The sequence below is a fragment of the Mycobacterium sp. BMJ-28 genome, assembly GCF_054404835.1.
This window is the reverse complement of the sequence record NZ_CM136783.1, coordinates 1,176,359-1,189,832: the sequence shown is the minus strand read 5'-3', so window position 1 is coordinate 1,189,832 and position 13,474 is coordinate 1,176,359. Positions and strand designations below refer to the sequence as shown.

12 protein-coding genes and 1 pseudogene are annotated in these 13,474 nt (G+C 66.5%); 5 read left to right on the top strand and 8 right to left on the bottom strand.

The genetic code is table 11. From position 1 onward, the window contains the following. The first annotated feature begins 25 nt into the window (after positions 1 to 25). Positions 26 to 718, top strand: coding sequence for a DUF3060 domain-containing protein (locus tag ACXPWS_RS05930; protein WP_458711553.1), 693 nt, complete (start codon positions 26 to 28; stop codon positions 716 to 718). Here ACXPWS_RS05930 and ACXPWS_RS05925 read toward each other — a convergent pair. The 4 genes and pseudogenes from ACXPWS_RS05925 to ACXPWS_RS05910 all read right to left on the bottom strand — a co-directional run. Further along, positions 715 to 819, bottom strand: a pseudogene (locus tag ACXPWS_RS05925) (peptidoglycan-binding domain-containing protein); the annotation flags it as partial. The gene ACXPWS_RS05930 and the pseudogene ACXPWS_RS05925 overlap by 4 nt on opposite strands. A gap of 251 nt (positions 820 to 1,070) precedes the next feature. Further along, a complete protein-coding gene (locus tag ACXPWS_RS05920) occupies positions 1,071 to 1,472 on the bottom strand; it encodes a hypothetical protein (RefSeq protein ID WP_458711552.1) in 402 nt (133 codons plus the stop codon). A gap of 571 nt (positions 1,473 to 2,043) precedes the next feature. Beyond that, positions 2,044 to 2,439, bottom strand: coding sequence for a hypothetical protein (locus ACXPWS_RS05915; protein ID WP_458711551.1), 396 nt, complete (start codon positions 2,437 to 2,439; stop codon positions 2,044 to 2,046). 501 nt (positions 2,440 to 2,940) lie between these two features. Continuing rightward, positions 2,941 to 4,539 (bottom strand): cellulase family glycosylhydrolase, encoded by a 1,599-nt coding sequence (locus ACXPWS_RS05910; protein ID WP_458713424.1) that lies wholly within the window; start codon positions 4,537 to 4,539, stop codon positions 2,941 to 2,943. 102 nt (positions 4,540 to 4,641) lie between these two features. Here ACXPWS_RS05910 and ACXPWS_RS05905 point away from each other — a divergent pair, with 102 nt between their 5' ends. Continuing rightward, positions 4,642 to 5,508 carry an LLM class F420-dependent oxidoreductase gene (locus ACXPWS_RS05905; RefSeq protein WP_458711550.1) on the top strand — a complete coding sequence of 289 codons (867 nt, stop codon included), beginning with the start codon at positions 4,642 to 4,644 and terminating at the stop codon, positions 5,506 to 5,508. On the opposite strand, the gene ACXPWS_RS05900 is transcribed toward ACXPWS_RS05905, so the two are convergent. After that, a complete protein-coding gene (locus ACXPWS_RS05900; RefSeq protein WP_458711549.1) occupies positions 5,505 to 5,876 on the bottom strand; it encodes a DUF1622 domain-containing protein in 372 nt (123 codons plus the stop codon). The genes ACXPWS_RS05905 and ACXPWS_RS05900 overlap by 4 nt on opposite strands. A gap of 287 nt (positions 5,877 to 6,163) precedes the next feature. Between ACXPWS_RS05900 and ACXPWS_RS05895 the strand changes: the two genes are divergently transcribed. From ACXPWS_RS05895 to ACXPWS_RS05885, 3 genes are all read left to right on the top strand, one after another. Further along, complete coding sequence (locus ACXPWS_RS05895; protein ID WP_458711548.1) at positions 6,164 to 8,083, top strand: cellulase family glycosylhydrolase; 1,920 nt, start codon at positions 6,164 to 6,166, stop codon at positions 8,081 to 8,083. A gap of 36 nt (positions 8,084 to 8,119) precedes the next feature. Further along, entirely contained in the window at positions 8,120 to 8,893 is a 774-nt protein-coding gene (locus ACXPWS_RS05890) for a DUF427 domain-containing protein (protein ID WP_458711547.1), read from the top strand. A 107-nt stretch (positions 8,894 to 9,000) separates the two neighbouring features. Continuing rightward, positions 9,001 to 9,531 (top strand): hypothetical protein, encoded by a 531-nt coding sequence (locus ACXPWS_RS05885; protein WP_458711546.1) that lies wholly within the window; start codon positions 9,001 to 9,003, stop codon positions 9,529 to 9,531. A gap of 79 nt (positions 9,532 to 9,610) precedes the next feature. Here the strand turns inward: ACXPWS_RS05885 and ACXPWS_RS05880 are convergent, their stop codons facing one another. From ACXPWS_RS05880 to ACXPWS_RS05870, 3 genes are read right to left on the bottom strand one after another with little or no spacing between them, the layout of a single operon-like run. Further along, positions 9,611 to 10,375 (bottom strand): alpha/beta fold hydrolase, encoded by a 765-nt coding sequence (locus ACXPWS_RS05880; protein ID WP_458711545.1) that lies wholly within the window; start codon positions 10,373 to 10,375, stop codon positions 9,611 to 9,613. Between the two features lie 25 nt (positions 10,376 to 10,400). Continuing rightward, on the bottom strand, positions 10,401 to 11,876 hold the full coding sequence (locus ACXPWS_RS05875; protein ID WP_458711544.1) for a zinc ribbon domain-containing protein: 1,476 nt from the start codon (positions 11,874 to 11,876) through the stop codon (positions 10,401 to 10,403). Beyond that, entirely contained in the window at positions 11,873 to 13,462 is a 1,590-nt protein-coding gene (locus tag ACXPWS_RS05870; protein ID WP_458711543.1) for a S53 family peptidase, read from the bottom strand. Before ACXPWS_RS05870 ends, ACXPWS_RS05875 begins: the two co-directional genes overlap by 4 nt. Between the last annotated feature and the right edge of the window lie 12 nt (positions 13,463 to 13,474).

The window sequence follows — 13,474 nt, the reverse complement described above, 5'->3', positions numbered from 1 at the left end:
GGTTTGGGTGTGGGACCATCGGCAGATGAACCCACAGGACGATCCCGAGGCCAGGATCCGGGCGCTGGAGCAGCCGCTCAGCGATATGGCCAGGGCGTCCGAACTGGGCACCGAGCAGCGATACGACGCCTACGGGTACCCGCCTCCGGTTCCGCCCCCACCGACCCAGCAATGGCCGTACGCCGATCAGTATCCGGCCGGGTTCTCCCCTGCCCCACGGCCTTCCGGGCTGCGGCCGTGGATGCTCATCGTGCCGATCGCGGTCCTCTTTCTCGCCGTGGGCAGCGGCATCGTGACGTGGATGATGGTCCGGGACAGCGCGAGAACGGACTCGCCGTGGATCTCCGGTGGCGGCGGACTGATCACCAGCGAGCCACCCAGCCGACGGTCCACGGTGGCCGAGGCGCCCACCGCCGCGCCGCCGGCCGCACCGTCAGAGGCGGTTCCGCAACCCGGCAGCACGGTGACCGTGTCGGGCATCGGCGCCATCAGGACGATCGCCTGCAATGAGAGCGTGGTGGTGATCAGCGGCGCCAACAACCGGATCACCGTCACCGGGCACTGCGTCAGTCTGACCGTGTCCGGATTCGAGAACAACGTCACCGTCGAATCGGCCGAGGCCATCACCGCGTCCGGGTTCAACAACCACGTCGCCTTCCACACCGGTGCACCCACGGTCAGTCATTCGGGCGAAGGCAACATCATCGAGCAGGGCTAATCCGGCGACAGCACCGTAAGGTGCAATGCCGCCGCGGTGGCCGGTCCGACTATCTCGTCCACCCGCAGACCGGGCGTGCGGCGCTGGAATTCACGCACGAAATACTGGGCTTCGGGCCAGTTCTGGCGATGACGAGCCAGCGGTCCAGGGTCGCGTCGACGGCACGACGTGCGCCGCCATCCTGCAGGTGCCGCGGGCCTTCGCGGTGGCGGGTCGGTACCGGGGCGGCTCAACATGCATACGGGCGCAAGGAGTCTCGCCGTCTAGGCAGCACCGCGGGGATGCGATGTCGTACCGACGCCGAACGGGCGGCACCGAAGTGGTGCCGCCCGTTCGGTACAACGGTGCTCGCTCAGCCTTTACCGCTGAGCGCCTTTCCGATGTTCTTGATCAGATTGCCGCCGAACTGGCCGGTGTTCTTTGTCAGGTTGCCGGTGAACGTTCCGCCGTTGATGAGCAGGTTGGTCCCCGTCTTGCCGAGCTGCTGCTGGGCATTCGATCCGACGGTGCCGCTGTTCACCAGCAGATTGGTGCCGAAGACACCCAGGTTGTGCGACAGATTCGTCGTGAACTGTCCGATGGTCTGATTCGGGCTCACTTTGTTGCCCGTGCTGTTGACCACGTTCTGGGACGAATCGGCGAATGCCGTACCGGTCCCCGCCACGCTGCCACCGATTGCGAGAGCCGCGGCCGTACCGGTCACCGCGATGACCCGCACCATTCCCCGTCTTCCAGACCCCACCTTGCGCTCCATTTCTTGCTCCCTCCAGCAAATTCCCAACGGGCCCACTGACGCTAGCACGTAGTTTGTGAGTCAAACCACAATTAAAGTAGCCATGGAGCAGAAGATCGAAACCTGTTCGCCACCAGTAAAATTTGCTGTCGGACCGCCGAGAACATCGGCAATCAATCGCAGATGTGGCGAGCCGGACGCCGATCGTCCGAAGAATGCGCGAGAGCGAAATCCAGCAAGTTTTTACGCTGCCGATAATTTGGTGTGGACCAGCTTTTAGTTCGTACCGCGGGTCGGCTGGCGTTCGGAGGTGACGGCCATCCAGCCAACGCTGCCGAACCATCGCGACTCATTAGCTGCACAACTGGCAAACGACCACGGGGCAGATCACGGTTGGATACCGGCCCGGTGCGTCGCGAGACCGCTCCTTCCGACACGCCAGCAAATGGCGGCCGGACGCACCGTTGTCCGTTCGTCGACGCCCACCCGCGCGAGGGCGCCCGAGCCACCGGATTCCCCCACCCTCCCCACAACGAGCTACCGGCCCACCGCGCAGATGCGCAATGGGCCGGTAGGTCGGGCGCGCGCCGGGCTAGCCGCCGAGTGCGGATCCGATCGCCTTGGCCGCATTCGTGGCCGCGGAACCCAGCTGCTGCTGCGCGCTGCTGCCGGCGGTGCCCAACTGCTGCTGCGCATTACTGGCCGAGGTGCCGCCGTTGATCAACAGGTTGGTGCCGACGGTGCCGAGATTGATCTGGCCGTTCGAGCCGAACGTGCCGCCGTTGACGAGCAGGTTGGTGCCGAACTGACCGAGCCGCTGCGAGAGTGGGGTGGTCTTATTGCCGATCTGGGTCAGCACATTTTGCTGCGAATCCGCGCCCGCGGCCCCCGCCGCAGCGGTGGCCAGGCCCATGGCAATGGTGAACCCGCCACAGGCAACCGCCACCGCAGCTACCGCCTTGCGTCCCAGTCCCTGACGTCGCTCCATGTTCCGTCTCCTTTCAGCAAACGCCTTCGTTGGCATTTGGAAGTTACCACAACGGTTGCTGGCGAATCCATAGTCGTAACCATCCCGCGACCTACCTGTCGAATTCTTCGCCCATTGATGGTTTGCCATGGTCCACCGACGCTGGGTAGTGAACTTCACCCGAGCCCCACACCAGCTCGCAGCCCGCTCATCGCATTGCCGGACATATCGCCACTTCAACGGGTTCAACGCGGTGTTGCGACGCCCGCAACGGCATCGTTTCGCACATTCACATCGGCGCGGAACTGCGGTTGCCATGGCGACGGTTTCAAAGCGCCACACACGGCTGCCCCTGGATATCCCGGCAATGGCGTATCGCTTGCTGATCGATTCACGTGGCTAACTTGCTTCGGGCATGATCGCCGCCGGGCAGAAGGAACCGGGTGCACCCAGTACCCAGGTGCCGGCCCGGTGCATCCCGCGGGCCGGTCAGCTCGCGCGCGGATCAGGGCAAGCGCAGGCTCAGCGTTGCTGGGTGAAGTAGACCTTCGCCCCGACAAACGGGGTCCAGGTGATCGAGCCGTTCTCGAACGTCACCCTCGTGCTGGCACCGGTCCACTTCTCGTCCGACGTCGCCAGGCCCAGTTGGGGAACCCATGCCTTGACGAATTCCCTACTGCCCCAGTGCGCCCCGGTAGCCGGCGAATACCAGATTCGAACGGGTGTACTCCCGGTGAAATCCTGATAGCCGTTCGCGAATGCCGTCGTCGGGATCACCCGCCGCGCCCGGGCCACGTCGCCGACCTGCCCCGGCGACCAGACGAACTGTCCCGGCGTCAGCTCCCATAGTGTGCCGGCCGTGCGCAGCTGCGCCCAGACTTTCGAGGTCGCCGCGAAGACCGGACTGAGCACCTCGCCCAGTGCGGGGTCGGTGATGGCGGCGAACCGCGGGTAGGCGGCGTTGGGACCCGGTGGCGACTGCACAACCTGCTGCGACGGCTTGGCGGTCCAATTCGAGCGATACACCCCGAAGCGGTCGTCGTCGGCCCAGCTCCCGCTGTTCAGATCGCGCGTCGTGTAGAGCATCAGCGGCCCGCCGTAGGGGAGCTGGCGCCAGCTGCTGATCATGTCGGACATCAGAGCCGCTTGGGTGGCTTCGGACACCCGGTTGGTGGGGGCACCGAATTCGGTCACCCAGATGCTCTTCGCGCCCTCATTGTTGGCCAGCATGATCTGGCGCAGCCGCACCAATTGATCGAGCGCGGAATCGCTCTGATACATCCCGTCGGAGAATTTCATGTTGTAGCTGTATGGGTGATAGGACAATGCGTCGAAATACGGGGCCGCGCCAGCGGCATACATTTTTGTCAGAAATGTCACCGGGTTGATCGTCCACGTTCCCCACGATTTACCAGACCCGAGTACGCCACCGATTACCACCGCCGAAGGATCGACGGCCTTTATTTTCGGGTAGGCCGCCTTGAGAAGATCGGTATAACCCGCAGGATCGGGTAAGGGCCGATATCCGATAATGCCATTGGGTTCATTCCAGATTTCGTATGCGGCGATCTTTCCCCGATACCGCTGCGCCACCTGGGCGGTGAAATCGCCGTACGCATCCGGTGACGCCGGCCGGCCATGCGGTGGTATGGAGCCCGCCGCCGCCGCCCACTGCGGACTGGACGTGATGGCGCAGATGATCGATACGTTGGCCGCGGCCGCAGCCGTCACGACGCGGTCGGCCCGGGTCCAGTCGAACGTCCCTTTCTGCGCTTCCACGGCGGCCCACGGAATGCCGATTCGGACGGTGTGAATGTTATTGGCGGTCCATCGCGCAACGGTCTGCGCGACTTGGTCGTCGTTATAGAAAAAGACCTGGGAGTCGGCGAACCCCAACGTCGATGACGACGCCGCCAACGGCGCCACTTGCCCGGATCCGACGGGACGGTGCCGTTGCGATGTCGGCACCACAAAAAGCAGCGACAACGTCAATACAGAGACAATTATCGAGGTGACCGCCCGAGAATATTTACGGGTTGGGTAAATCATCCTTCGGCGCACGCATACCCAATCTCTCTGACCCCCGGCCCTGCCCAGCTGACATTCTGACTTACCGGCCATTCGCAACCTGTATTCCAATTCGGCGTGTCGAACGATCGGCGCCCCCGCCGGGCGGTCCGGCGTAGAACTGACAACGAACCGTGATCAGGAGGAAGGCGAGCCATGCGCATCGGAGTGGTGTTCCCGCAGACGGAACTGGGCGGCGATCCAGGTTCCGTGCGTGCTTACGGCGAGCGGGTCGAGGAACTCGGATATACCCACCTCCTCGCCTATGACCACGTGGTGGGTGCCGATCCGGCCGTGCATCAAGGGTGGGCAGGTCCCTACGACGTGGACACCACCTTCCACGAGCCGCTGGTGATGTTCGGCTATCTCGCAGCGGTCACCCATTCGATCGAATTGGTGACCGGCGTGATCATCCTTCCCCAGCGGCAGACCGCTCTGGTGGCCAAACAGGCCGCCGAGGTCGATCTGCTGAGCGGGGGGCGGTTACGTCTCGGAGTCGGGATCGGCTGGAACGCAGTCGAATACGAGGCACTCGGGGAGAACTTCAACGATCGCGGCAAACGCTCGGCCGAACAGGTCGAGGTGCTCCGCCGCTTGTGGACCGAGCGGTCGGTCACCTTCGAAGGCCGGTATCACCGGGTCACCGGCGCCGGCCTCGCCCCGCTGCCCGTGCAGCGGCCCATCCCGGTGTGGATCGGCTCGGCGTCGGTTGCCGGCTACCGCCGGGCCGGCCGGGTGGCCGATGGCTGGTTCCCGATGATGTCGCCCGGGCCGAAGCTCGTCGAGGCCATGGCCGTGGTCGAGCACGCCGCGATCGAGGCGGGCCGAGATCCATCGGCGATCGGGATGGAGGGGCGCGTGACATGGCGCGGCGACTCCGACGACGTCCTCGCCGAAACCGGCGCGTGGAACGCGGCCGGTGCCTCGCACCTCTCGATCAACACCATGGGCGCCGGACTGCGGACGGTCGACGAGCACCTGGAGGTACTGGCGACGCTGGCCGCCGCGTTGGCTCTGGGCTAGTCGCCGGCCGGGAGTTTCGCCTTGTCCGCCGGCACCCGCTGCTGCCACGGCCACCGGCCGCTGATCTCCACCTCGAGCGAGAAGCTCAGGAAGGTGCGGATCAGCACGATGCCGGCGAGCACCACGACGCTCTGCCAGGTCGGTGTGATCGCGACCGTGCGGATGATGTCGGCCGCCACCAGGAATTCGAGACCGAGCAGGATGGACCGTCCCAACTGCTCGCGGAAGAATCGGTACGGGTCGCCGGCTTTGCCCAGCATCCGGCCGGCGGTGGCGCAGGCTGCCAGCAGAGCTCCGCCGGCGATGACGGCGACCCCGATCCCGTCGATGACCTTGCCGACCGTCTCGATGACTTCGTAGAAGCTCATGGCGCAACGGTAGGTGTTTATCCGGCGGTCCGGAGCGACACGCGTTCATTCAATAGTCGACGACTTTTGGCAAGGTCAGATCGAACAAGATCAACCCATTTATTTGGCAATAGCGCGTGGATTCAGATTGACGGCAAATTCCCGTGCGTTGTGTGCCAATATTCGCCGCTCCCCGGCCGCCAGAATTCGCGCCGGCGCAGACGATGGCTGAATCCGTACACGCCGTTCACAGAAACCACTAAGGTGACTTACGGCGGCGTCATTATCAAACCCGTCGGGGAGCGATCATGTGGGCAGACGTGTTCGGAATGTTCTCGCGGCGGATGATCCCGGTGGCCGTCGCGGTGCTCGGTTTGGCTTTCATCGGCGGCAACGCCGATCCGAAACTGACGGCGGCGCCTCGCGTCACGCTGAGCGCCGCCATCGATGATTCCTCCACCACGGTGGGCCTCGCCGATTCGAACCTGGCGCGGCTGACCACCGAAGGGGAAATCGACAAACAGCTCGACATGATGCAGTCGATCGGGGTGAAGAACGTCCGCATCGGGCTGTCCTGGTTCACCATCGAGCGACAGCAAGGCGTGTACGACTTCACGGCCACCGACTATGTCGTCCAGCAAGCGTACAAACGCGGCATGGGCGTGCTGGCCGTCCTGCACGAAACCCCCAGGTGGGCAGGAAATCCCGTGTTGTCCGGCCAGCCCGATCCGGTGGCCTTCGGCAAGTTCGCCGGTGAGGTGGCCGCGCACTATGCCGGCAAGATCTCGGCAGTCGAGGTCTGGAACGAACCGAATGCGAAGTTCTTCCTCAATCCCGTCGACCCGGCGGGCTACACCGCCCTGCTCAAAGCCGCCTACACCGCGATCAAGAACGTCACCCAAGTGACCGGCGATGACATCACCGTGATCGGCGGTGTGCTGGGCTCGGGCCGCACCCTGGACGGCAACGACGGCACCGTGCAGACCATGAATCCGGTGGAATTCCTTGCCGGGATGTACGCCGCTGGCGCCCACGGCTACTTCGACGCGTTGTCCTTCCACCCGTACAAGTACGACATGAAGTTCTCCGAGCAGGCCGAGCAGATCGCCTCACCGCTGCAACAGCTTTGGCGCATGCGGGACCTGATGAAGGCATTCGGGGACGAGGGTCTGAAGATCTGGGCCAGCGAGTACGGACTGCCCACCGACCCGTACAACCCCAACTTCCCCAATCAGTACATTTCACCCGAGCAGCAAGCCGCGTACATCAAGGACTTCCTGAACAGCTGGAGCCAGCAAGACGGCACCGGGCCGATGTTCATCTACTCGACCCGCGATCTGAACACCGGCACCAGCAGCGACGGCGACAACTTCGGTATCTGGGAAACCGACTGGACCGCGAAGCCCGCGGTCGATGTCATCCGCGAGTTCATCGCCGATCAAAACGGCCGACCGATCATCGATTTCATCCGCAATGCCATCGTCAACCTGGCGAAATTCGCCGGTGCCGTCGTCAAGGGCGCCGTCGATGTCGCGGTCGGCGTGGTGACCGCCCTGGTGGACGCCACCGTGTGGGTGGTCAAGACGGTCGCCAAGGTGGCCGGAGCGGTGGTCCAGGGCATCGTCGACGTGACCAAACGCATCGCCACCGCCATCTGTAATACGGTGCATGCCGTCGTCGACCGCGTCCAGGATGCGTTTGACCGCAACGATTCCGCCCCGGCCGGCACCGCCTTGACCGCGGCCAGGACGCTCTCCACGGCCAAGCTCGCCGACACCGCCGACGAGGTCACCAAAGATGCCGAAACCGGCACTGCGAGTGTGCATTCGAATAAGAGCGGGCACGACGCGAAGACGCCCACCGAGGTTGTACCGGAAAGCACCACCGAGACCACCACGGTGAAGAAGCTCACCCAACCGACCGACGTCTCGGCCAAGGAGACCGAAGAGGCGTCCGGCACCGAGAAGACCGGCACCACCACCGCGGCCACGGCGACGCCCACCAAGTCCGAGGACCCGAAGAAGGACGAGGATCTCAAGAAGGATCTCGAGAAGGACCTCGGCAAGGACCTCAAGAAAGACACGGCTCCCACCCCGAAGACCGAGACCGGCAAGACAGACACCACCGCCGGTGGATCCACGACGAGCGAGGCAGGCAACCCGGGACCGGACTCTTCGGTGGGCGCGGGGGCCAAGACCGTCTCGGCAGGACCGACCGCCGGCGAATAGCCGGGACGTCACCGAGTCACCTGCCAGAATTGCAGGATGGCTGTCGAACTCCCGGACTTTCCCCATAACGCCGCCGAGCGCGGCCGCGTCGAACCGGCCCCGCGGCGGGTGCGCGGTTTCTGCAACGGCGCACTCATCTTCGACACGACCGCGGCACGGTACGTCTGGGAACTGCCGTACTACCCGCAGTACTACATCCCGCTGGCCGATGTTCGCGCTGAGCACCTGGTCGACGAAAACCATCCGCAGCGCAGCCAATTCGGGCCCTTCCGACTGCACGGCCTCGCCGCGGGGGACACCACCGTGCCCTCGGCGGCACGGGTCTTCGACCCGGGCGGCGACGGCCTGCTCCCCGGATTCGTGCGCTTCGAGTGGAACAGCGTTACATGGTTCGAGGAGGACGAGCGAATCGTCGGGCATCCACGCAATCCGTACAGCCGCGTCGATGCGCTGCGCTCACACCGCCACGTCGTGGTGGAGTTCGACGGTACCGTGCTGGCCGACACCCACAGCCCGGTACTGCTGTTCGAAACCGGGCTGCCGACAAGGTATTACATCGACCGCACCGACGTGCATTTCGAGCATCTGGTGCCCAGCGACACCGAGACGCTGTGCCCGTACAAGGGCACCACGACGGGGTACTGGTCGGTCCGCACTGCGGACGCCATCCATCCCGACCTGGCGTGGGCATACGACTATCCGTTGCCCGCGGTGGCGGCCATCACCGGCTTGGTCGCGTTCTACAACGAGAAGGTCGACATCACCGTGGACGGACTACCTCTGCCCCGCCCGGTAACGCACTTCAGTTAGCCTCCGGCGCTCAGGAAATCCCGTTGATACCGGGGTGCTGACCACCGGGAACCGTCGCGGCCGGCGGCGCCACCACCGGCGGGGTGAACAGGTTGCCACCGGTCGGGTTGATCGACTTCTCCGTCGGCGCCACCGACTCCGACGGGGCGGCGGGCGCGCTCGTGGTCGTCGTGGTGGTCGTGGTGGTGGTCGTCGTTGTGCTGCTGGGGCTTTCCTTGCCGCTGTTGCCACAGGCCGCTGTGAAAGCACCCACCGCGACGATCGCCAATGCACTTGCGGCGACCGTCAACCGGCGGGAGTTGTTGCGCGAGATCACGATGCTGATCCTTTCGGCTTACGCCCCGTGGCGGTGGACGCCGGGGGGCTCCGTCGGGGCCGGCGGAGCCAACACGCTCGGCGTGAACAGATTGCCACCATTGGGGTCGATCGACTTCTCGGTGGGGGCCACGGTCGGCGCCGTCGTCACCGAGGTGGTGGTGGTCGTGGTGGTCGTGCTGGGCGTGGTGGAGGGAGCCTCCTTGCCACCCGACCCGCACGCGGCGGTCAATCCGCCCAGCGCGATGAGTGCCGCGCAGCCGGCGGTCATGCCGATACGACGAACGACTATCCGTGAAGTCATGACATCATCCCATCTTTAGATACCGCCATCCTCGCATACCGCAGCAAGCTGCGCGTCGCCGCCGAGTCAGCCGATAGCTTCCTGTGCGACAACTGGATTCATGCTGTCACCGGCTCGGCATCCAGCGACTCCCAGAACCGGTTCAGCGCCGCGGCGCCACGCACCGGATCTTGCACCATCCACCAGTGCCCCAGCCCCTCGAGCACCTCGGTGCGGGCGCCCGCCGCCTCGGCTGCCCGCCGCCGGATCTCCTGCGACCCGGTGTAGTGGTCTTCGGTGGCCAGCAGGCACAACCCTGGTCGGGCCGCCGCCCTGCCGAGCTGCCGGCCGGCCTCGGCGAGCACCGGAGCCGGGACCGAGCGGTACAAGGCGAGGATGGCCCTGCCCATCTGCGGTCCGAGCCCTACGGCGATCTTGGCGGCCACCGGCCCGGTGATGCCCAGCCCGGTCAGACGGTCGGCGCGCTCCTGCACGGTCCCGCCGATCAGGGCGTCGACGAACTGCTCACCGGTGCCTGGGGTCTGCCAGAGCTGCGCGGCCTCGTGCCAGACGTACTCCGGGTCGAACACCCCGATGATGTCGCTGGCCCAGCTGCGCACCAGCTGCGGGCGCTCCATCATCGCGTTGACCACGTGGTTTCCACCCCAATCGTGCCCGACCAGATCGATCGGGCCGTCGATGCGGGCCAGCTCCGCCAGCAGCCAATCGCGGTAGTCCAGATAGGTGGCCGCCCACCCGTCGGGCAGCGGCGCACCGAATCCCGGTGGGGACAACCTGATCACGTCATCGCGGCCGAGCGCCTCGACCAGCGGATCCCACACCGCGTCGGTCTCCGGATTGCCATGCACCAGAACCACCGTCATGAACCCATCCTGACATCGGTGTGACTCAGCGCGGCGGGTCGCCGCGCCAGCTGAAACTGTTGACGTATTTGCCGATATCCATGGCGAGCTGAAGGTTGGCCCCGGACGGGTGCCCGATCCCGAACGACGGGCTGAACTCGTGATAGGGCCCCACCGCGGAGGCCACCAGGGCGAGGTCGTTCTTGACCGCGACCACCACCATGATGCGCAGCCGGGTGTAGGTGCCGGTGGAGTCCTGCGGGTAGTCGTCGGCGAAGATGCCGTAGCCGGGCTGATATCCGACCGCGGCGTTGGGGATCTCGTAGTCGACGGTGGCGTCCGGGTAGCTCCGCGCGATCAGCTCTTCGGCGATCACGCGGGGTGTGCGGCCGCGGGCCGGTTCGCCGAAAAGTTCCAGGGTGCCGGTGTCGCCCGCGACGAAATCCAGAGTCACGCCATCGGGATTGAGGATCGCCTGGTAGGCCGTCCCCGGGCCGGGATAGGACACCGAGAACGAACCGTCACTCGCGGTGAACCGCGGGTTGGTCGCCACCGGGGTGCCCAACGGCGGCCGCCCGCAATCCGGCGGGCACCGGTAATTCGGCAGTACCGGCGTGATCACGATCGACACCGCCGCGGCCACCACCGCCGCGATACCGATGCCCGCACCGACGGGCAGCAGCACGCGGGCCCGCCCGCGGTCGGCCGCCGCCTCGGCGTGCTCGGGTGCCGGGGCGGCCCGCATCACGGTGCGCGCCCCGAGCAACGCCAGTGCCGCCAACGCCAGATGCGCACCCACCTGCAGACTTTGCGGCAGTGGCGCATCCTCGATCAGGCCCAGACCACCGTAAAGCGCCGCCGCGGCAAGCACACTGGCGGCCACGGCCGCGGTGCGGTGCCGCTGGTAGCCCAGCGCCGCGCCGACCGTCCCGCCGACCGCGGCGGCCATCAGCGGCGCCGCGATCCCCTGGATGCCCGCTTCGCCAAGCAGCGCCCACACCGGCCGTTCACGGGTGCTCACCCCCATCGCCAACTGCGGGCTCAGTCGGGTGGCGGTGGTGGCGACGGTGAACGTCGTCGCGCCCAATGCCCCGAACACGTAGCCGCTCAGCGGATTACGTACCAGACCGCGCACCAGCCGGGCCGCCACGGCGGGCAGCAGCATCAGGACGGCGCCGCCGACCGGGATTGCGATTCCCTCCAGCACGGTATGACCGACGGATGTCCCGCTGCCCAGCGCGACATCGTAGGCCTGAGCCACCATCTGCCCCGCCACGATCGCCCAGCCGACGCCGAGCACCGCACCGAACAGGGCGGTCGCCGCGAGCCCGCGCGCCGGGTGATCGCCGGTGCGCACATACATCCCGAACACCAGCGCAAATCCGGCGACGGCGGTGCCGATCATCGGTGCCTGCCAGCGCAGCACCGCGAATGTTGTCAGCGCCGTGACCACCAGCAGCAGCGCCAGCAGAAACGGGGTGCGCCGCGCGCGGGGCAGGCCCGGGAAGACCGCGGTGATCACCGTCTGGTCGCACCCGTCTGCACGGCCAGCAGGTCACGTACCAGGTTGTCGACGTTGGGGCTGCCCAGACCGGTGACCAGGTCGTAGCCCGGTGTCGAGACGTCGACGGCGTTCGCGCCCAGGCTGACATCGCGGAAGCCGGGCAGCCTTGAGCCCGAGGCGATCTGGTAGAGCAGTGGGTTCAGGTCGCCGCCCAGCGCGCGCCCGCCGTGCGCGATCAGGTATTGATTCATCAACACCGTCAACCCCGCCCAGATGGGTGCGGCCTGGGAGGTGCCCGCACCGATCCGTGGCTGCCCGTCCAGCACGATGCGCACCCCGGTGAATGGGTCGGCAACGGCCGCCACATCCGGCACCAGCCGCTGGCTCGCGTCTCGCGCGGCCGCCACGGTGCTCTGAAAGTCCGGCCCTGCGAACAGTTTCGACACCCCTCCGCTGCTCCCCAGCGACATCGGCACGTCGACCCAGGCTTGCTCGGCGAGCCACTGCCCGCGAGCGTCGGTGGACAGGGTGGTGCCGCCGACGGAGGTGATCTCCGGCAGCGAGGCGACGGCGTCGAGGCCGATATCGTCGGCGCCCGGGGGCGAGGACCAGTCGGGGCCGCCCTTGCACTCCAGCCCGCCGTTGTCACCGCTCGCGTCGAATGCCGTGGTGCCGTGGCGTTGCGCGGCGGCCAGCGCCGAACGCACCGGGGCGAGGTCGGCGGCGCCGTGCAGCCGGTCACAACCCCACCCGATCGACAGACTCCACACCGCCCCCGGGAACTGCTGATCCACCGCCTCGAACAACTGGCCGACCTTCTCGTAGCCGCCGTCGCCCTCGACGGTGGGCCGCGCGTTGACCACCACCAACCGGGCATCGGGCGCAATGGCATGTGCGACTTGAAGATCCATCACGGTTTCGCCGCCGGACGGGCCCGGTTGACCGCCGATCAGCACCGGGGTGAACCGCGGCAGCGCCGACATGTCGGAGAAGGCGTCCAGATCACTCTGGTCGTAACCGTCGAATTCGAAGAACACGATGGTGGCGCCGTTGCCGGTGAATCCCGCGGCGGCCAGCGGCTCGGCGTTGTACGCGGTCAGCAGCGCATCCGGGGTGAGCCCCTGGCGCGGCACATCCAACGGCAGCAGATCGGGTCGTGCCATGTGGTGCGGGGTGTAGCCCAGGATGCGGCCGGCCTCGGTCACCGAGCGGTTCAACTCGGTGGGCACACCGGGCTGTCGCGGGGAGGCGTAGAAGACCTGCCCGCGGCGGCCCAGATAGTCGTGCACCGGCACGTCGAAAGCGCGGGACAGGTTGTCGGCCGCTCCCTCGACGATGGCCCACGCATTTCCGGACCGCCAGCGCACGGTCAGTCCGTGGGCGCCCGCCCACCCGATCAGTGCGTCCGGGCGGTGTTCGTCGGCCAGCGTGACGGTCAGTTGCGTCGCACCGGATCTGGACACCCCCAGGTCGGTGGACGCGGCCAGCAGCCGGGCGTACGGACCGGCGATGACGGAATCCGTCGGTGCCGGCCCCGGCCCGAGATCTGCGGCCAGTAGCAGTGCGGCCGCCACCAGCATCCACAGCCGGTGACGTCCGGTCATGCCTGCGTTACC

Bases quoted from the DNA above. Each gene is read 5' to 3' on its own strand.
- ACXPWS_RS05895 (WP_458711548.1), top strand. From the start codon at position 6,164: ATGTGGGCAGACGTGTTCGGAATGTTCTCGCGGCGGATGATCCCGGTG.
- ACXPWS_RS05920 (WP_458711552.1), bottom strand. From the start codon at position 1,472: ATGGAGCGCAAGGTGGGGTCTGGAAGACGGGGAATGGTGCGGGTCATC.
- ACXPWS_RS05890 (WP_458711547.1), top strand. From the start codon at position 8,120: ATGGCTGTCGAACTCCCGGACTTTCCCCATAACGCCGCCGAGCGCGGC.
- ACXPWS_RS05870 (WP_458711543.1), bottom strand. From the start codon at position 13,462: ATGACCGGACGTCACCGGCTGTGGATGCTGGTGGCGGCCGCACTGCTA.
- ACXPWS_RS05915 (WP_458711551.1), bottom strand. From the start codon at position 2,439: ATGGAGCGACGTCAGGGACTGGGACGCAAGGCGGTAGCTGCGGTGGCG.
- ACXPWS_RS05910 (WP_458713424.1), bottom strand. From the start codon at position 4,539: ATGGCCGGTAAGTCAGAATGTCAGCTGGGCAGGGCCGGGGGTCAGAGA.
- ACXPWS_RS05900 (WP_458711549.1), bottom strand. From the start codon at position 5,876: ATGAGCTTCTACGAAGTCATCGAGACGGTCGGCAAGGTCATCGACGGG.
- ACXPWS_RS05905 (WP_458711550.1), top strand. From the start codon at position 4,642: ATGCGCATCGGAGTGGTGTTCCCGCAGACGGAACTGGGCGGCGATCCA.
- ACXPWS_RS05930 (WP_458711553.1), top strand. From the start codon at position 26: ATGAACCCACAGGACGATCCCGAGGCCAGGATCCGGGCGCTGGAGCAG.
- ACXPWS_RS05880 (WP_458711545.1), bottom strand. From the start codon at position 10,375: ATGACGGTGGTTCTGGTGCATGGCAATCCGGAGACCGACGCGGTGTGG.